Below are 19,375 nucleotides of genomic sequence, written 5' to 3' on the forward strand. Positions count from 1 at the left end.
TCACTATCCAAATAGTTTTCAGCGTTCGTCCAATACATCCGATGCCCAAGTACTAACATCAGTCATTTTCAACCCGCTGTGGAACTCATTATATAGGTCTAGGACCAATGACCACTATCCATAATTATTTAAAGTTTGTACTCTTTCTTTTAATGTACCGACCATATGACACTATGAACAAACGCCTCTGGGAGTTATCCGAAGATGAATGCTGCAGTGAAACGTTAATATAACTATTGTTTTTCGTCACCAAACTTGCACTTGAGTATTTGAATCAAAAAACTTCTACTGAACGGCTGTGTCATAATTACACAATCAGTCAGTAACGATGGCAAAGAGATTTTACCCTATACCAAAACAAAATCACGAGTAAGAACGATTGATTTGCCCAAAGAAACTCTCAAACAGCTAAAGACACATTCTTTGCTTATTAGCCGTGAAAAACAAGGAGCTGGACAGCAATACTGTGACAACGATCTCGTAGTATGCAATGAGTTTGGCTAGCCAGACTACAGCCATTTACTCCCTAGTATGCAAAGAGACAGCACAAAACTTCAGAAAAATGCTATTTGATGATTCTGCATCTGACAATGGAACACCATCGGAAAAACCAAAAGAACAAATAAAAAATGGACCGCGCCTTTTATTAAAGGGCATGTCCATTACAAGTCTAAATTAGCGAAAAAAATATTCCTGACCAATTCTTGACCATTTGAGTGGAATTGGTCTCTTTTTATACCTTGCAAAATTAAATAGAAAATCCTAGAAAAGCGAAAAACCCTTAATAAACAAGGGTTTCAGGCTTGTAAAACTGGGATGCGGTCGGGGGGATTTGAACCCCCACGCCTTGTGAGCGCCACCCCCTCAAGATGGTGTGTCTGCCGTTCCACCACGACCGCATGAGAGAATAAAACAATGACCCGTAGGGGACTCGAACCCCTGTTACCTCCGTGAAAGGGAGGTGTCTTAACCACTTGACCAACGGGCCATAACATCGTCATTGAACAACTCAGCCCGTTAAGGACGATAAGTGTTATTATAAAGGATTCTTGAACCTTTGACAAGCCTAATTCTTGGAAATAAATCCTCTTCGAGTATATAACTTAGGAGTCCCCGTAACCGCGTTATATCGATCATGAGAACCCCGTTACAACTCCTACTATTTCAGCTTAAAATACGTCACAGATTCGTTCAATGTATCCACAACCGACTTCAGTTGTTCCGACGCAGCAGCAATATTCTGCATCATGGCAAGCTGCTCCTCCGTTGCTGCCGCCACTGTCTGGGATCTCATCAGAATGTGAGATGAGCTTGACGCTGACTGATCCATCGTAGCCGAAATTTCTTCGGAGCTAGCTGACATTTGCTCTGTGATGGCTGACGTCTCATGAATCTGAGACACGATATGCGTCACAGATTGCATAATAGTTTCGAAGCTCTGGTTCACTTCCTGCATCATTTGTGAGCCTGCACTTGCTTCCTGCTTCGTTGCATGCATTGACTCGGATACGCTATCAATCTCGACTCTCGTCTCGTAAATTAACTGATTGATTCCGTCGGCGGATTCGATGGACTGTGAAGCCAGTTTGCGAATTTCTTGAGCAACAACGTTAAATCCTTTACCATGCTCGCCTGCTCTTGCCGCCTCAATAGACGCATTCAACGACAAGAGATTGGTCTGGTTGGCAAAGTTCGTGATGCTCGATGCTATCTGACCAATCTCATCAGACTTGCGCGTTAACGACAGAACGGTCATTGACAACTGTTCAACCGAACTCAATATATTTACGATTTGATGCTGCAACTTCGAAAGTAGTTCATTGCCGAGTGTTGCGTGCTGAGAGGTTAATGAGGAGTGATCCGCCATGACACTTGAGTTCTCTGCGACACGTTGAATCCCAATCGCCATTTCCTCGATCGCTCGGCTCGTCTCTTCACTGCTTCTTGCTTGCACTTCGACTTCCTGCGTCATTTCTTGAATGTTCGAAGCCACATGCTCTGCTGCGTGAGCAGACTCTTTGGAGCTGTCCGACAGCTCCACGGAGGCATCGTGCACGAATTGTGTATTGTGTGCAATCGTGCCGATTAAGCTTCTCATTTTGGCAACCATATGATCGACCGATTCTGAAATCTGCCCCAGCTCATCCTTCGCATACGACAGTTGTGGCTCGTGACGCAAATCTCCTGCAGCAACCTCACCGGTAATGGCCAAAATTCTACGAATCACCGACATAATTCTCCAGATCACGAATCCGCCAGCTCCTAAGAGAATAACGATGACGAACCCAACGCCGATGTAAACGCCTTTGGCTGTTTCCGTATTCTCCTGCTTGATATCGACAATACTCTGCTTCGCATGCGCGTCTAGAATTTCACCGACAACATTCAGCCCTTCACGCCCCTTCTCAAAGGTGGCCATCAGCTTGGCTTCATTCAGAACGCCTTTGCCTGCACTCCCCGCTTGAACAACCGCATTCGCTTCTTTAACCCATTGATCGAAAGAAGTTTGGAAGCTCGATGTACCTTGCTCAATCGTCACTTTCGTCTCCGCGTGTGCCGTTCCCAGCAATTCCTTTGATTTTAAAATAGCTACCGCCTGTCCGACCCTTGTATTGGTTTGATCAATATTATCTTTAAGCACCTTCGACTGGTTAACTCTCTCCTCCGCAGTCAAGGTTCCGGATACCAACAACTGATAAGCGTTCATGGCTTGATACATATCCCGGTCCGCATTCAAAATAAGGGAAACACTTTTCTCTGTCGTCTCATACAACGAGGAAGTCAATGTATCCGTATTGGTGTCGTTAACCTGTAGGAGATATACGCTTGAACCTAAATAAAACAGAGAAGGTATTAACAGCAAAAAAATAAGACGCATACGGATTGAAAATAGTTTAGCCACTCGTAGTTCCCCCATTATTAGCACTTTTTTATACACTATAGTGGACAAACGTTTAACAGATATTAGAAATTTGTTAGGCTTGGCTCGAATTGGAATAAAAAAATAAGCTCAACGGCATGAATGCCATTGAACTTATTTCGTGACGGAGAGAGAGGGATTCGAACCCTCGCACCACTTACGCAGTCTAACCCCTTAGCAGAGGGTCCCCTTATAGCCACTTGGGTATCTCTCCATGTATGGCTCCCCGAACAGGACTCGAACCTGTGACAACTCGATTAACAGTCGAGTGCTCTACCAACTGAGCTATCAGGGAATGAACAAGTATTATTTTATTATGAAGGCGCGGTTAAGTCAAGCGTATACGATTTCAATTTTCCCCTGCAATTTCCGCAAGCGAATTTACGCACATCCATTTTACGTTTCCGATAGTATTCCGTCTTGCAATTTACGCACTCTAACCTATATTTGTAGGTTTGTTTCGCCCGGGGCCGTGGCAAAGATTGGCAATATCTCGTTCCTCCTACTTGCGCTAGCAAGGTTTTGAAATCCTGATCCCGATGCTGATACCCTCGCTTCAATATATGCAAATGATAATGGCAGAGCTCATGCTTGATAATTTTCTCGATTTCATCCCGCCCATAAGTCTCCCACTGGCTCCAACTGATCTCAATATCATGTGATTTCATAAAATAACGTCCACCCGTCGATCGCAATCTCCGGTTAAAACGAGCCTGGTGAACAAAGGGTCTACCGAACGAATCCATAGAAATTTGCTCAATCCATTGCTGCAGCTCATGATCCTCCATCTACGAACACTCCCAATGACAAGTCACTAGCACTCTGAACGACCAACTACGTCGAATGACAAGTTCTTACTTGAATTTGTACCGTATGTACAGCTATACTGTCAAGTAGAAAAGAAGAACGAACGCTCTATACAGAAAGGATTTGAACCCTCATGCCACAAATGCGATATGCGATTTTAAAGCTCGACCAACAACTGGAATTTGTCGAAATGCCTTCCTCCTATTCCTATCAATTAACAGCCTTGAACCAACGTTTACACAAAGAATTAGAGAAATTAACGGCTGACCATGTCCCTCAGCTTCCACGCGTTATTGCGGAGTGTGACGACTTGGAACTGATCGGTACGACATACCCTTTGATTCAAGGCTTAGACTACATTAATCGACTTGAGCAATCCTTCGCAGGTATCCAAGAGAAATCGTACCCGCTAATCTCGTTATTGACTGAAATTCGTGCGCTGCAAGCTCAGCTTGAACAGTGGTACGAAGAGGAATTTGAGCTCTAAAATAAAGGGACCTGCACCCTATACCCTCCTTCCTCATATGCTATAAGTACATGGCGAAGAAGGGGATGGGCATATGCCGCAATGGCTTTGTAATCAATTAATGCGTGCCTTCCAGAACAAAAACCGCAGACAAATTCGATTATTGAACGATAGCTGGTACTTTTACCGCACTCGCCGCTCTCAAGAGGAGTGGCCCGACAGCCAATCGACGGACGGACCGAGCAAACGTAAATTTTGATAAAAAAGCTAGTACTTGTGCCACAAGTGCTGGCTTTTTTGCTATTGTGTACATAAAACCAAGGTAGATGCATGTACATAGCCATCAAGAGCAAGAAAAAACAGTTGCATATTTGAAATGTGCCCTCTATACTGTAAATAAATGTAACAAAAAGTAATTATGTGTATAGAAAATGTATTACGAAAACAAAAAAATGTGAACACACAAAAATACGAAAACAAAAAATCAAATATAAATACCAGAGTGAAGCACACTCGAGCTTGCAGATTGATCTGCTGTTCGGTTGTGCTTTTTTGCGTATTTATTTTGAAAAGGGGGCTTTATTTACATGCAGACAAATAGCAGTCAGTGGTTGCGCAGAATGCGTGAGAAGCATCGCAGGTTGTTTTGGAAAAGGGGCTTAGAGGATCGGTTTCTGGTGTTGCAGGAGAGTGGGAAAATAGCACATCAATTCATGAAAGATGGAGAGGGATTAGTCCAGGGGCTGAGGGCTGGCGAGCGTACTGAGCAGGGGCTGCGGGCTGGCGAGCGTTTAGAGCAAGGGCTGAGAGCTGGCGAGCGTGTAGAGCAAGGGCTGCGGGCTGAGGAGCGTTTAGAGCAAGGGCTGAGAGCTGGCGAGCGTGTAGAGCAAGGGCTGCGGGCTGAGGAGCGTTTAGAGCAAGGGCTGAGAGCTGGCGAGCGTGTAGAGCAAGGGCTGCAAGCTGGCGAGCGTACTGAGCAGGGGCGGCGGGCTGGCAATCAAAGTAACGTTATCTGTTTGGAACAGAGAAGGTCTGCCGCTAGTGGCTCCCCCCATCCCCCCACCATTGCTGAGCTTGAGGCCGATGTGTGGGAGCTTCGAAAGCAGTTCATTCTCCATATCGCCAATCGGCGCAATGGCAAGGTTCGGCTTCAAGAAGTTGCAGCCGAGTGCAATGTGAACATACGTATTGCAGCTGAGTGGCTGATTCGCCTCTCGATGGAAGGTATGCTCTCCCTTGTTGCTGGCCAGCGATATAGTATGACTTATTTGGTGAAGGAGACGGGAGGTGCGCAGAAGTAGACAGTTTAGATCAAGCGAGCAGCTCGTTTCCCTCGGTTTACTGTATAAACTACAGTTAATTTGAGAGAATTCGGCGTTTTACTAAGTTTAGATGGAAAACCTACATCTATTTAAGATCAAACCGTCAGTTTTAATGAAAAACTCAGAAATTAGCTACATAAAATCCAGTTAGTTCGGCAAATGTGGGGTTGTGTGGTGAAAATAGATGGAGGAAATCCAGTTAACTCAGCAAATGCAGGGTGTACGATGAAATTTGTTGGGGGGAAGTCAGCGGAAATCCAATTAACTTAGCGCCACTACCCACAATGAGAACGTATGATCATTTACTACGGATAAGTACCCAAGAAGACAAGGGCTACACAGAAAAAAACAGTTGGGAGTGAACTCCCAACTGCCGTAACTGCCATCATCAACCTACTATTGCGGTTTCTTCATCGTTAAGCCTACGCGGCCTTTTTTCTGGTCCACGTTCAGTACCCACACTTGGACGATGTCTCCGACGGAAACCACATCCATCGGATGTTTCACGAAGCCATTCTTGAGCTGGGAGATGTGCACCAGCCCATCGTTCTTAATGCCGATATCGACGAAGGCGCCGAAGTCGATAACGTTACGCACCGTGCCGGTCAATTCCATGCCCGGCACAAGGTCCTCCAGCTGCAGCACGTCTGTGCGGAAGATCGGCGCAGGGACTTCGTCCCGCGGATCTCGCCCAGGCCGCTGCAGGCTGTCTAGGATGTCCCGCATCGTCGGGACACCGACGCCAAGCTTAGGAGCCAGCTCCTCTGGCTCCAGCGTCTGCAGCAGCGCTAGCAGCTGCTGAGAACCAAGCTGCGCGAGTTCGATGCGCAGCTCCTTGAACAACCGATCCACCACGTCGTAAGACTCCGGATGGATCGGGGTGTTGTCGAGCGGGTTCCGGCTGCCCGGAATCCGCATGAACCCGACACACTGCTCGAAGGATTTCGCGCCAAGGCGCGGAACCTTCGACAGCTCCTGGCGGGAGCTGAACTTGCCGTTCTCCTCGCGATACTTCACGATGTTCTTCGCGAGTGTCGCGTTGACCCCCGATACGTACGATAGCAAGGACGGGGACGCCGTGTTCAAGTCCACCCCGACATGGTTAACGGCCGATTCCACAACGGCCTTCAAGTTCTCGTCCAGACGTTTCTGCGAAACGTCATGCTGGTACTGACCGACGCCGATCGCTTTCGGCTCGATTTTCACAAGCTCCGCGAGCGGGTCCTGCAGCCTCCGCGCAATCGAAATCGCGCTGCGCTCAGCAACATCCAGATCTGGGAACTCCGTCTGCGCCAGCTTCGACGCCGAGTACACGCTCGCCCCTGCTTCGCTGACGATCAAATATTTGAGCTTCCGCTCCTTGATCTCACCGATCAGCTCCGCAACGAACTGCTCCGTTTCACGGGACGCCGTCCCATTCCCGATCACAATCAGCTCCACGCTGTATGTGCTGATCAACTGCTTGAACTTCGCCTTCGCCTCTGCCACCTTATTATTCGGTGGGGTTGGGTAGGTGACGGCGATTTCAAGCATTTTGCCGGTGTCATCGATGACAGCCAGCTTACAGCCTGTCCGGTAGGCAGGATCGACACCGAGCACCACATGGCCCTTTATCGGCGCTTGCAGCAAGAGATTGCGCAGATTTTCCGCAAAAATCTTAATCGCCTGCTCTTCGCCCGCTTCTGTCATTTCACCGCGCACCTCGCGCTCCACAGAAGGCGCAAGCAGTCGTTTGTATGCATCTTCGACAATCGTTCGCAGCACGTCTCTTACGACTGAATCGCCTCTGACGATTTGACGAAGCATGTAGTCGTGAATTTTATCTGGCTGGACATCCAGTCCAACCTTCAAGATTTCTTCCCGCTCGCCGCGATTAATCGCGAGAATACGGTGAGGCGGCAGGCGCTTCACAGGCTCTTGATACGCATAGTACATCTCATAGACAGATTCTACCCTCGCATCCTTCACCTCTGTCCGCATAATGCCGTTGTCCTGCGTGAATCGACGCACCCAGGCCCGTATTTTCGCATCATCTGCGATATTCTCCGCCAGGATATCCATCGCGCCTTGAATCGCCTCTGCGGCGCTGCCAACCCCTTTGTCCGCGTTAATATAACGCGAAGCCTCTTGCTCCAGCGAGCCTTGACGAGGCTGCTTCCAAATCCACGCCGAAAGTGGCTCCAAACCGCGTTCCTTCGCAACGCTAGCTCTCGTTTTCCGCTTCTGACGGTAAGGCCTGTAGAGATCCTCGATTTCCTGCAGCTTTACAGCACGCTCAATCGAGCTCCGCAGCTCGTCCGTCAGCTTGCCTTGTTCATCGATCAGACGGACAACTTCAATTTTGCGATCCTCGAGATTACGCAAATATTGCAAACGCTCCTCGATATCCCGCAGCTGATTCTCGTCGAGCTCCCCCGTCATCTCTTTCCGATAACGCGCGATGAATGGAATCGTATTGCCCTCGTCCAGCAGCTCCATCGTCGTCTTCACTTTGCCGCTAGGCAGCTGTAACTCCGCGGAGATTTGTTTCAGGATCCTCTCCTGAATCTCCGCTTTCTTCTCCGCAGAAATCTGAATCTTCGCCTTCGGTTCCTCAAACTCACTTGCTTTTGGATTTGTTCCGTTGGGCTCCGTTGCATTGGCTACTGAATCAGCCACCTCAGTCTTTCCTGCCTTCACTTTCGCCTCGTCCACATTTGCCACAGTCATACCCCTCTTCTTTTGATCGAATGCCTATGTATGTACAAACCAAAAAACGAGGGTATATCGCCCTCGTCCGTTCCAGACCTTATTCAAAATTCTATCAGTCCCACACTAATTTGCAAAGCGTCGTCAACCTTTCGCATCGTTTCTTCATCCAAATGCGTAATTTTGTCCGTTAGTCTTTGCTTGTCGATTGTTCTGATTTGCTCAAGCAGAATGACCGAATCTCGATCGAAACCGTGCGTCTCCGCATCGATTTCCACATGCGTGGGAAGCTTTGCCTTTTGGATTTGAGCTGTAATCGCTGCAACAATCACAGTGGGGCTAAAGCGGTTGCCGATATCATTTTGGATCACTAGAACAGGACGGACTCCTCCCTGCTCCGATCCTACGACCGGCGAAAGATCTGCGAAAAATACATCGCCACGTTTCACAATCACGTCTTACACCCCGCTTACTAAGCGATCAAGCGTTCCGTCCGCTTCTTCCTCCGCTTGAAAAGCTTCAGATGCCATGCTGAGATTTATTTTCGCCATTTCCATATACCCACGCTGCATGGATTCGCGTAGACTGCGCTTTTTGCGTTCAATTAAATACAGCTTCATTGCCTGACGAATGAATTCACTCCGATTGGAGTTCTCCTTCTCGACAATTCCGTCCACTTCCTGCAACAGATTGTCAGGCAAACTAATCATGATCCTTTTCGTATTATGCGCATTGCTCACACTCTCGCACCCCCAGAAACGATACAAAGACAATATTACCAGTATGTCATTCCAAAAACCAAATTATACAATAGAATATATGCCTCCGGTATATCAATTATGTTACACCTTAAGATATAAGATTGTTAATACAACGTATTCGATAAGCTATTCGTGAAACCCTTTTCCAAACCTGCAAATGTTGCATGGTAAATTTATGAAGTAATTTCCTGCGTTTTAATAACGGTGACGAATCAATGGATTTAAAGCTTCTACGCGTTCCCCATTTCGCACATACACGCGCGCAACACGGTGAGAAATCATACATATGATTTCATAGGGAATCGTCCCTAGCAAACGAGCCACATCTTCCGCGGTAATACGTTCCTCGCCTTGCTCTCCGATGAGGACAACCTCATCTAGCGCCCCTACTTCAGGCAAATCCGAAACATTGATCATACATTGATCCATACAGATTCTCCCGACGATCGGCACTCTTTTACCACGAACCAGTACCTCCGCTTTACCCGAAAGCATCCGAGAATATCCATCCGCGTAGCCGATCGGCAAGGTCCCGATTTGCTCATCACCCTTGGTGTGATAGATCGTCCCATAACTGACACCTGAACCCGCAGGCAGCGTTTTGAGATGAACAATCCCTGTTTTGAGACTCAGAACTGGCTTTAGCTCAATTTTCGTTTGATCCACATCATCAGAGGGATATAGACCATACATGGAAATCCCCAGACGCACCATCGAATAAGTCAAGTCAGGCAAATCAATCGCTGCCGCGCTATTTCCCGCGTGAATATAAGGAAATGTTTCCCCTTTCGCTGTAAAATAGCTCACGATCCGCTCGAATCGGCCGTATTGCTCCAACGTATAGCTCTTATCCACTTCATCTGCACTTGCGTAATGTGTAAAGAGACCTTCTACATCCACACCTGGCAGCAGTAACGCTTCCTCTATAAAAGGAATCGCATCCGCTTCCGTATGCAAGCCGAGTCGCCCCATGCCGGTATCCAATTTGATATGGATTTTCAGCTTCTTCTGCAGGGCATTCTCTTGCTTCTCACCTTGCTCTCGCAAAGCCTCCAAGACGTCACGGCTGTATACCGCAATCGTCACATCCAGCTCTCTTGCACGGTTAATCCCCTCTGGCGGCGTGTAGCCCAGAACAAGAATAGGCGCAGTTATTCCTGCATTTCGGAGCTCAAGTGCTTCATCAAAGAACGCCACACCCAAATAGTCCACACCCGCGGCGAGAACCTCTTTGGATACTTCTACAGCCCCGTGTCCGTAAGCATCCGCTTTAACGACTGCCATCTGCTTCATACCTGCAGGCAGTACCTTCTGAAATTGTTCAATGTTGCTTCGCAGTGCATCTAACGATATTTCTACCCACGTGGGCCGATAAAAAGCATCCACAAGCGTTCACCTCTTCTATCCTATTACAAACAACACTTTTTATATTTTTTGCCGCTGCCGCATGGGCATGGCTCGTTACGTCCGATTTTCGGTTCGGCAGCAATGTTAGGTGTATGATTAACTACATAGGCATTCTCGTTGACAAAATAACGGAATACTCGATTGCCAGATTCAAGAACTGTCATTTCGACTGGTTTTCTCTGAAAGCCGTACTTCATCTCAGAATCTGGCAAGAATTGCGCAGTTATTACACCGAAACGAACCAATATGGTTGCTACCGCATGTAAAAACACATCAGCACTCGTATCGAGCAAGATACCGGATTGGCGATGCTTCTTCCATTCTTTTTCTACTAGATGCTCTTTACCAACAGCCCAGCTTGCTAACACGCTTGCAATGGCTCTTCTCCAAGCTTGAATATCCTCTGGGCGTCCACCCTCATTAACTTCCTCGAGAATTCCCCAGTTCACACGATTCCAGAGCGCATCCAAAAGGACAACGGCTTGTTCCTGCTCTGTAAGCGCCAAATAAAAGGCTAACTGCTTCGCATTTACCGTAAGTTGCGTTTCCTCTTCTGTTATTCCTAGCACTAGTGCTACGTAGAAAAAGAACTGATACACCGGCTCTTGATCTTGATTCAGTGTCGGTTTACGGAACAGCTGCAAATTTTGCCCCTCATCGAACTCGCTCCAGAACTTCCGCGGCAAATGTTTGCGTGCAGCTGACAATTTGACATTCTTTCCGGTCTGAACAGCCTCTAGGAAAGCTCTGAATTCCTGGACGATTGGCGGCACTGGCGTCCGTCCATCCATCCAAAGTTGAAGCAGTTTTGGATCAACCACGAGTGGTTTCAGCTTTCGCTTGGATGCCGGCGTTTGTTCTTCGATATAAGCCTCTATATCATTCGAGTTCAGCCAACGTTCCAGCGCATAGTCATTATCTGCTTCCATGTACTGCTCAAAACGCTCTTCGAAATAAGGTTTATGCTTACATACTTCATTCAATGAAGTGGACTGTTCTTTAGAAATTCTAGAAGTCACCTGTAGGAATTGAATCCACTTTTTGAAAGAAGTCAAATAAGCACCGATATCGGTTTCCTTTGTGCTCAGCACATGGCTGATCAAAAACCGGCCTACAAAATCGACAATCGTTTCACCTTGTACATCCTCATAGCTGGTCCCGTAGCGCACGAAATACTCGGTCATCACAAAACTCATACGATCCACATGCTTGCTGGCCGTTTCTGGCTTCAACTTACCCTCGTCATTCAAAAACGTTGCAAAAGCTTGCGTCTCATTCTCCCAGAAGAGCTGCATCTCTTCAATCGTTAAATTATCAATTGTATTCATCTTAAACACTCCAATTATCTATTCGCTCCAAAGTTGCATTATACCAAAAAAACTCCCTTTAGGGGAGTTGGTTAAATATTCTTATCTATAAAGCCCTGTCATATTATTAAAATCTATTATAACTAACAAACTCTCCCACAGGTTTACGATAACCTCTAGGCCGCTGTTTGGATGTATCCTCTTTACCTATTGCAACCAATAAAACAGGAACATATCGTTCTGGAAGATGAATCGCTTTGCTCACTAGCTCAGGATCAAAACCGATCATCGGACAAGTATCCCAACCTTTTTCCTTGGCGGCCAGCATAAATAACTGAGCTGATAAAGAAGCGTTACGAATAGCCTCGTCCCGCATGAAAGCTTCTCCTCTATCTTCATAAAATGTTGAAACGGATTCAACAGTCATGTCGTATTCTTGTTTATTTATTACCCCTAGATTAAGAAAACCTTCATTTATTCTCGCTACATCTTTGTAAGCATCCATGTTTCCTAACACTACAATGACTGCCGAAGCTGATTGAATCTTGTATTGTTTATACGCTGCTTGATAGATGTCTTCTTTGATATCAGGGTCTTTCACTACCACATAATGGGTATGTTGTAGATTAAACGCCGAAGGGGCAAACTTTACCGTATTCATAATCTCTTCAACTTCAAGTTCGGATATTCCAATATCAGGAATAAATTTATTTGCAGATCTTCTTCCTTTAACAACTTCACTAAAATCAGTCATTTGCATACATTCCCCCATAAATTAAATTCATTTCTCATCTCTAAAACTTGGTCAAAGGCACTATGTAGGCTATCTTTGATAGCAGATCCATGTATATGTACGATAGCACATTTCTTAACCGAATGCTGAAGCTTTTTGTTTAAAATTATTCAACACAGAAAAGCTGACTCCGGTTGAGTACCGTCGTCAGCTTATTGTTTTAAGCTTTTTAAATAAATGGCGCAGCGTCTTCTCTTCTTGCGTTATAATTATTTCCCAGACTGTCCATCCGTGGCCATTGCAACTTGAATCATTTCATTCACTGGCATATCGCCGGTAAACATCCGGAACTCAACACCATCGTTGGTCCAAGTCAGTGTTCTAGGTTCATCCTTAGAGCCATTCCCTGTCATTACACCAACCGTGAACCCGAGATCAACAATGTCTCCTGGCGGCAGTGAAACAGCTTTGGCTTGAGGTCTGACCTCGATCAGATTGAAGTTGTATTTCCCTTTGTATCGTAAGAGTACCGCCGCATCCTCACCCAGCTTCATATCACTGATATCTTGCTTCACAACATCTTTCGGCAAATAGTACGGTTCAACAATACCAATGCTTTGTGCTTTGGCCGTTGCTGGTGCAGTTTTCGTCGCATCCGGTTTCGTCGTAGTGCTCGCAGCTTTGGATTGATCGGATTGACCACCTGTTGCGGACAGATTTTTGTCCGTTACCGATTTATCCCCAGTTGCCGGGTGATCTGCATCAGTGACCGCAACGTCAGCTGACGTAGGCATAGTTTGCTGTTGCAAATTCCAGCTAGTCATGTTGCGCTCCATTTGGAAATAATCCTTATCAAACGATGTATCAAATTCAAAATGCGTGAAATTCACCTGCACCAACACATTTTGATTCGCATCTGACACTTGCACTTGAGCAGGTGCGAGAGTTTTCTTATTCAGCCAAATTTTCTGGCGAGAAAGTTGCTCATTCTGATAATTCGCGGCAACATCGAAGACATAAGCATCCTTGTCCGTCGTAAATTGACGATCCTTATCCGCAATGATGCTTTTCGCTAAAGATTGGAACAGATACACCTGACCTTGATTCTCTGGCCAATCACTTTGGAATCGGAAGCTCTTCTTCAAATGCGGCGTCAAGACGAACACACCTTCTTCATTACGTAGAACGATTTGAGTAACATCCTTTGTCGCATTTGTCAGGGAAATCCGGTAGAAGTGCTCCGGTGAGAACGCCACCTCAACTGCATACTCCTGCGGCTGTTGGCCCGTGTTCAGAATCATACTTCCTGACGCTTGATAGCTGCTCGACTTGCCCATCACATGATCCAAGTCCTTTACGATAGATCCTGCATCCTTTTTACCTATCCCGCAACCTGCGAGAACCAATGCTACGCACATTACCACTGCTACCATCCATGTGACCCGGCGCATTCGATCATCCCCTCACTCATGATTAACATCCTCATAGTACATGCATATGAGGGGACTTGTTCGATTATGCAGCCAAGCTTACGGCTTGACTATGAATTTGTTGCAGAGGTGATATTAAAAGCAAAAAGCAGAATTAGAATAATCTCTAATCCTGCTCTTATTTGACTAACTTCAGTGTTCGAATACTTGCTGCGTGCTCCATCATTGTTACTGCAATGCCAGCAATTTGCTCACCTTGTTGAGTTTGAACTTGTTTGACTTCTTTCAAAGAATCATCCATTGAATCTAATTTATTTTCCATTGAATCTAGTCTGTTTTCCATTGAATCTAATCGATCTTCAACACGGCTTAATCTTCTATCCATACTTTCAACTCGATCTTTAATTGCAGTTACATCCGCACCAATTTCATTCATTCTACCTAGTATTGCGCTTAAAAACTCCCGATCCGTCATCTCAGCCAAGTTATCCGCTCCTTGTCACAATAAGCTTACCTCATTATAACTCAGATTGATATTAAAAAGCACCATCTTTCGACTTCCAGCCTTGTACCTTACTTACATTTAGAGCTGAATCTCCGCATCCCTCAATAAAGGGTGCACCTCATCCTTAGCCGATAAAATGGGTGATGTCGTTGGCCACTTGATTCCGATTGCAGGATCATTCCACCGTATCCCACGGTCATGTTTCGGCGAATAATACGCATCCACCTTATATAGTACCTGTGTCTTCGGCTCCAACGTACAAAAACCATGGGCAAAGCCTTGCGGAACCAGCAACTGCCGTTTATTGGCAGCACTGAGGGTAACACCCACCCACTGACCAAATGTCGGTGAGTTGGGACGTATATCGACAGCCACATCGAAGATCGAGCCCGCGACCACGCGTACTAACTTCGTTTGCGCATGCGGATGTAATTGATAATGCAACCCACGCAGTACGCCTATTTCTTCCGATAGTGAATGATTATCTTGCACAAAATCTATCGTAATCCCCTGCACGGCCAATTTTGCCGCATGATAGCTTTCCATAAAAAATCCCCGATGGTCCGCATGGACCTCAGGTTCAATCATCACAAGCCCAGCTAAAGCTGTTGGCGTTATTTTCATACGTCCTCTCACCTCTTTGCTAGCATATGCAAGAGAGTCGTAGAAAGCCTCCGACAACCGTTTATAGACGGGTAGCCTGTTTGGATATCGTTTGGGCTCTATATAAGCGTAAAAAGGCCGCCAAGAGCTTCACAGCTCGAGCAGCCTTTTCCTTGTATGATATGTATATACCATATATATACGATACCAACTTCTATTTAATTCAATGCGTCTCTAACGCCATCTAACCTGTCTTCTAAGTTGTCGATCTTGCGATCCGTAGTTCGTGTCCAATCTCGGACCTCACGACGGAACTCTTTCATATCGTCTCTCAGATCTCGCAGTTGATTCTTGAGTCCAGCCGAATCACCTGAAAGCAACTTATTCGAAATTTCTTGTGATTCTCGAAATGCTTTAAGCTCAGCTCGGAGAGCATCTTGTCCTGCTTGTAGACTGTCTTGTCCTGCTTTGAGAGATTGAAGTTCACTTAATATTTGCCTCAACAATTCATCCATTAAGTGTTCCTCCCCTCATGACCTTTAGACTCATTATACCAGCGAAAACACCTTTTGATCAATGTAATCCTGCCACAAGCTAAACCATTTTAACTCACCGTGCCCCTGAAACCCATTTATACGCAGGTGACCTCTTCCTTCATCGGTTGGGTTCTATACAAGCCTAAAAAGGCCGCCAAGAGCTTCACAGCCCCAGCAGCCTTTTCCTTGTATGAGATGCATTTACCATATATATACGATACCTGCAATGATACCTGCCCAAATCAGGGAACCGAAGACCACACCGACAATCAATCCTTTGCCGATAGACACATGCTCATCCTGATAAGCGTCTTCATGATCAATCATACCCACAACCTCCCCCGCCTACACAGTATATGCACTAGTATGGGGAAAATGTTGGCGAATCATGCGGTCGTTTCAATATTTTTTTAGCTAATAGGCATTCTTATTAATAAAACCCTTAACGACAGTTCTCCAAATTATTTTAATATCAAATAAAAAAGTCCAATTTTCGATGTAAAAAATATCATGCTTAATTCGTTCCTCGATCGATGTATCGCCACGCAAACCGTTGCTCTGCGCCCATCCCGTAATTCCAGGCCTGATATGATGCTTCACCATATACTTCGGTACTTCCTCTTTAAATTGTTCCACGAAATAAGGACGCTCTGGCCTTGGCCCAACCACACTCATATGTCCAAAAAGTACATTGAAAAACTGCGGCAGCTCATCCAGACTCGTTTTACGTAAAAATGTACCGACCTTCGTTCGCCGCGGATCGTTCTCCACCGTCCACTCCGTATTAGAAACCTTGTCTCCAAGGTTCTTCATACTGCGAAACTTATACATCATAAAGCGCCTGCGGTTCAGGCCAACTCGCTCTTGCTTGAAAATGATCGGGCCTTCGGAAGTGAGTTTGATCGAGATAGCTGCTGCTAGCATAACAGGAGATGTGATTAGGATTGCTATAATGGCAAAAACGATATCAAATGCACGCTTGAACAATCGATTACGGAATTCATCCAAAGGAATATCACGCACATTAATTAGTGGCATATCCGCAAAATTATCAAAGTACGGCCGCGAAGGCAGGAAGTCATAAAAATCAGGGATAATCAGCGTTTTGACGCCAATTTTTTCACAAACATTAATAATACTGCCGAACTTCTGATGGGCATCCAGGGGAAGCGCAATAATGACCTCATCCACGATGCGATCATTCAGAATCGACTCCAACTCATCAATTTTCCCAATGATCGGTTTATAACCCTGATACGTCACCTCATGCTTCTCTTGGTAATCGTCAAGGAATCCAACCACTTCATACCCCAGCTCCGGATGCTGCTTCAGCTTCGTATAGAACTTGCGGCCAAGCGAGCCAGCACCGAGAATGAGGATGAATTGTTTGTTATAACCTTTTTGCCGAGCACGCTTCAGTGAAATCTTGATCATATAGCGGTAAAAGCTAATGACAAGGATGTTATTGACCAGGAATAGCAAGAGATATGCTCTAGATACATCGACTTCTTTGAGGATAAAAAGCACACTAAGCAGCATCAGTAAACTGAACGCATGTACTTGAATGATTTTCAAAACCTCAAAAGAAAACCGTTTTCTTCTCTTCGGAGTGTAGAAATTCACCACATAACTGATAAAAATAGCGATAATCGCGTAAGTTAAACTCCACATCACATAGTGTTTAAAAGGCAGCGGCGAGCCGTATGGAATCCATCCACTTTTAAACTTAAGCCACCAAGAAAAGAGAAACACGAGCTGGATGCATATGAAATCAGCCAAAGCGTATAGTTGGGTTAAGAAACCTTGACTCTGACGAATCAAACAGGATCACCTCGTTGGACGTAATTTATTTCGAGCAAGCGACAGGCCGAACTTCACGCCTACACCTATGTATACCATGGCATTTGTCAGCCAAGAATACTTTTTACGATAGTGCTTATTATGGAACAAAATCATCGCTCTATGAAATTCATAGATGATCTTATAAGGCTTTCTTCGGCTGCTAGCCCCTTTATGATGAACAATCTGAGTTCTAGGGTAATAATAATTCACCCAACCCGCTTCCTTAATTCTGTAACACCAGTCGATATCTTCACCATACATAAAAAATTCCTCATCCAACATCCCGACATGCTCGATCGTCTCCCGGCGTACAAGCATGAACGCTCCAACTAGTGAGTCGATCGGATACTGTTGGTCAGGATCTAAATAACCAAGCTGATATTGATTAAATCTGCGGATTCTCGGAAATAGTTTGGCAAATCCGAAAGCATAGTAGAACGATGCTGAAGGCGTTGGGAATCCCCTCTTGCAGGCTTTATCGAGTGTACCATCCGGTAGCACGATTTTGCAGCCACTGGCCCCTACAATAGGGTTCTCGTCCATGAAATGCAGCATTGTTTGGATAGTATCTTGTTGAACAATGGTATCGGAGTTCAGGAGCAGGACGTAACGACCTTTGGCAATGCGAATGCCTTGGTTGTTGGCGCGGGAGAAGCCTACGTTCTCTTTATTAGCGATAGTAACCACTTCAGGGTACTGCTCATTCACAGATTGAATAGTGCCATCGTTAGATGCATTATCAATAAGAATAATTTCATAGTTATATGATGTAATTGATGAGAAAACTGATTCGATACAGGCTAGAGTTAGATTCTTCGTTTTGTAGTTTACGATGATAATGGATAAATCCAAGGGATGACCTCATTTATTAATTGATTATACTTAGTATAGCACGTGAATATTAAATTACGCCTAAAAAAATAAGACTAGCGGCTGCTAATCTTAAGTAACTATTTTATTCAAACCATTTATTCACTTCGGATGATGCTTGTATTTGTTTCGAACGAATTAAGCTTCTCTTGTTTTTCAGCTCAGGGTACTTGCGATAAAAATCCATCCAAGCCCCTAGTAATTTGGGTTCACGGATGAGTGAATATACGAGACTAAGGCATTCATAAACGAATAGCGGGAAGAACTGCTTCATAACGGTCTTGATGTCATCGTTCTTCACCATCATTTTATAACGATTAATGTAGGAAAGCCTTCTTACAAAAAGTGGCTTGCTGCTCCTCCCGCCCTCTTTCCAGCCACGTTCGTGATAGGCGATCGCTGTTGGCTCATAGAGTGCCTTCCAACCTAACAATTGCGCTCGCCATGCTACATCTACATCTTCTTTGTAGGCGAAGAAATCCTCGTCAAAAAACTCTCCATTGATGCTAATGTCATTGATCATTTCGCGTGAGTACATGGCCGCGGCACCTGAGACACCGAATACTTCTTCGGGGAGTTGAAAATGATCACTAGACTGGTGAGCACCGCGGTCGAAGGCTCTTCGCGCTTTATTGATGATGAGTCCGGTACTGTCTATGTGGTGAGGTGATGCTTTGAAAAGTAGTTTACCAGTTGCACTTCCTGCTTGTGGGTTATTCTGTAGTGCCAGGATAGTGTTGAGCACATAATCTGGTTCAAGGATGACGTCTGGATTGAGGATTAAGCAATAATCCGTTTCCGTTAGACGGATAGCTTGATTGTGAGCGCCGGCGAAGCCGTTGTTTTGATTGTTTTTAATGATTGAGCATTTCTCTTGCCATTTTGCCAGCGTATGTAAGGTGTAATCTCTGGATGCGTTATCTATGACAATGATTTGGTCAATGGAATGAGATTGTCTCATTACGGATTCCAAGCAATCTTCAATATGTTCAGCGCTGTTATAGGTTACAATATGGACACTGACTGTCCGTTTGTTGCTGGCTTCCAAACTAAATCAGCCTCCTCTACCTATTCATTATACGGAATTGATTGCCAAAACAAAACGACATATTCCAGCAAGAAATTTGAAACAAAAAAGCTATCAGTATGCACCTAAGCATAATGATAGCTCACACACC

19 protein-coding genes and 4 tRNA genes are annotated in these 19,375 nt (G+C 45.4%); 3 read left to right on the plus strand and 20 right to left on the minus strand.

The window, feature by feature from the left end; all coding sequences use genetic code 11:
- Positions 1-817 precede the first annotated feature (817 nt).
- From A8708_RS08760 to A8708_RS08785, 6 genes are all read right to left on the minus strand, one after another.
- Positions 818-899 (minus strand) — tRNA-Leu (locus A8708_RS08760).
- A 17-nt stretch (positions 900-916) separates the two neighbouring features.
- Positions 917-988 (minus strand) — tRNA-Glu (locus A8708_RS08765).
- Between the two features lie 171 nt (positions 989-1,159).
- Positions 1,160-2,902, minus strand: coding sequence for a methyl-accepting chemotaxis protein (locus A8708_RS08770; protein WP_068663128.1), 1,743 nt, complete (start codon positions 2,900-2,902; stop codon positions 1,160-1,162).
- A 143-nt stretch (positions 2,903-3,045) separates the two neighbouring features.
- Positions 3,046-3,134 (minus strand) — tRNA-Ser (locus A8708_RS08775).
- Between the two features lie 5 nt (positions 3,135-3,139).
- A tRNA-Asn gene (locus A8708_RS08780) sits at positions 3,140-3,215 on the minus strand.
- A 19-nt stretch (positions 3,216-3,234) separates the two neighbouring features.
- Positions 3,235-3,708: a SprT family protein gene (locus A8708_RS08785; RefSeq protein ID WP_068663129.1), complete on the minus strand. Its 474-nt coding sequence runs from the start codon at positions 3,706-3,708 to the stop codon at positions 3,235-3,237.
- Between the two features lie 152 nt (positions 3,709-3,860).
- On the opposite strand from A8708_RS08785, the gene A8708_RS08790 reads away from it, so the two are divergent.
- The 3 genes from A8708_RS08790 to A8708_RS08795 all read left to right on the plus strand — a co-directional run bounded on the left by A8708_RS08790 (position 3,861) and on the right by A8708_RS08795 (position 5,494).
- Positions 3,861-4,214: a hydrolase/acyltransferase gene (locus A8708_RS08790; protein ID WP_068663130.1), complete on the plus strand. Its 354-nt coding sequence runs from the start codon at positions 3,861-3,863 to the stop codon at positions 4,212-4,214.
- Between the two features lie 73 nt (positions 4,215-4,287).
- The gene (gene cmpA / locus A8708_RS35310; RefSeq protein WP_141692697.1) at positions 4,288-4,452 is read left to right on the plus strand and encodes a cortex morphogenetic protein CmpA; all 165 of its coding nucleotides are present in this window, start codon (positions 4,288-4,290) and stop codon (positions 4,450-4,452) included.
- 328 nt (positions 4,453-4,780) lie between these two features.
- The gene (locus tag A8708_RS08795) at positions 4,781-5,494 is read left to right on the plus strand and encodes a hypothetical protein (protein ID WP_068663131.1); all 714 of its coding nucleotides are present in this window, start codon (positions 4,781-4,783) and stop codon (positions 5,492-5,494) included.
- Between the two features lie 417 nt (positions 5,495-5,911).
- Here the strand turns inward: A8708_RS08795 and A8708_RS08800 are convergent, their stop codons facing one another.
- The 14 genes from A8708_RS08800 to A8708_RS08860 form a co-directional block, all read right to left on the minus strand.
- Positions 5,912-8,092, minus strand: coding sequence for a Tex family protein (locus A8708_RS08800; protein WP_068663361.1), 2,181 nt, complete (start codon positions 8,090-8,092; stop codon positions 5,912-5,914).
- 215 nt (positions 8,093-8,307) lie between these two features.
- A complete protein-coding gene (locus A8708_RS08805) occupies positions 8,308-8,658 on the minus strand; it encodes a type II toxin-antitoxin system PemK/MazF family toxin (protein ID WP_028553893.1) in 351 nt (116 codons plus the stop codon).
- Between the two features lie 3 nt (positions 8,659-8,661).
- Positions 8,662-8,943 carry a CopG family ribbon-helix-helix protein gene (locus A8708_RS08810; protein WP_028553892.1) on the minus strand — a complete coding sequence of 94 codons (282 nt, stop codon included), beginning with the start codon at positions 8,941-8,943 and terminating at the stop codon, positions 8,662-8,664.
- A gap of 216 nt (positions 8,944-9,159) precedes the next feature.
- On the minus strand, positions 9,160-10,350 hold the full coding sequence (alr, locus tag A8708_RS08815) for an alanine racemase (RefSeq protein ID WP_068663132.1): 1,191 nt from the start codon (positions 10,348-10,350) through the stop codon (positions 9,160-9,162).
- Between the two features lie 23 nt (positions 10,351-10,373).
- Complete coding sequence (locus tag A8708_RS36375) at positions 10,374-11,699, minus strand: YecA family protein (protein WP_068663133.1); 1,326 nt, start codon at positions 11,697-11,699, stop codon at positions 10,374-10,376.
- A gap of 106 nt (positions 11,700-11,805) precedes the next feature.
- Complete coding sequence (locus A8708_RS08825; protein WP_068663362.1) at positions 11,806-12,432, minus strand: nitroreductase family protein; 627 nt, start codon at positions 12,430-12,432, stop codon at positions 11,806-11,808.
- A gap of 248 nt (positions 12,433-12,680) precedes the next feature.
- The gene (locus A8708_RS08830) at positions 12,681-13,862 is read right to left on the minus strand and encodes a LolA family protein (protein ID WP_068663134.1); all 1,182 of its coding nucleotides are present in this window, start codon (positions 13,860-13,862) and stop codon (positions 12,681-12,683) included.
- Between the two features lie 157 nt (positions 13,863-14,019).
- The gene (locus A8708_RS08835; protein WP_068663135.1) at positions 14,020-14,325 is read right to left on the minus strand and encodes a hypothetical protein; all 306 of its coding nucleotides are present in this window, start codon (positions 14,323-14,325) and stop codon (positions 14,020-14,022) included.
- A 99-nt stretch (positions 14,326-14,424) separates the two neighbouring features.
- Positions 14,425-14,970 (minus strand): dTDP-4-dehydrorhamnose 3,5-epimerase, encoded by a 546-nt coding sequence (gene rfbC, locus A8708_RS08840; protein ID WP_068663136.1) that lies wholly within the window; start codon positions 14,968-14,970, stop codon positions 14,425-14,427.
- 197 nt (positions 14,971-15,167) lie between these two features.
- Positions 15,168-15,464 (minus strand): hypothetical protein, encoded by a 297-nt coding sequence (locus A8708_RS08845; protein WP_068663137.1) that lies wholly within the window; start codon positions 15,462-15,464, stop codon positions 15,168-15,170.
- Between the two features lie 222 nt (positions 15,465-15,686).
- Complete coding sequence (locus A8708_RS36750) at positions 15,687-15,812, minus strand: hypothetical protein (protein ID WP_268796177.1); 126 nt, start codon at positions 15,810-15,812, stop codon at positions 15,687-15,689.
- An 87-nt stretch (positions 15,813-15,899) separates the two neighbouring features.
- A complete protein-coding gene (locus A8708_RS08850; protein WP_068663138.1) occupies positions 15,900-17,306 on the minus strand; it encodes an undecaprenyl-phosphate glucose phosphotransferase in 1,407 nt (468 codons plus the stop codon).
- Positions 17,307-17,312: 6 nt separating this feature from the next.
- On the minus strand, positions 17,313-18,179 hold the full coding sequence (locus tag A8708_RS08855) for a glycosyltransferase family 2 protein (RefSeq protein ID WP_068663139.1): 867 nt from the start codon (positions 18,177-18,179) through the stop codon (positions 17,313-17,315).
- Between the two features lie 103 nt (positions 18,180-18,282).
- Positions 18,283-19,245, minus strand: a complete 963-nt coding sequence (locus A8708_RS08860; protein ID WP_068663140.1) for a glycosyltransferase family 2 protein — start codon at positions 19,243-19,245, stop codon at positions 18,283-18,285.
- Positions 19,246-19,375 lie beyond the last annotated feature (130 nt).

Source organism: Paenibacillus oryzisoli (genome assembly GCF_001653565.1).
Lineage (GTDB): Bacteria > Bacillota > Bacilli > Paenibacillales > NBRC-103111 > Paenibacillus_E > Paenibacillus_E oryzisoli.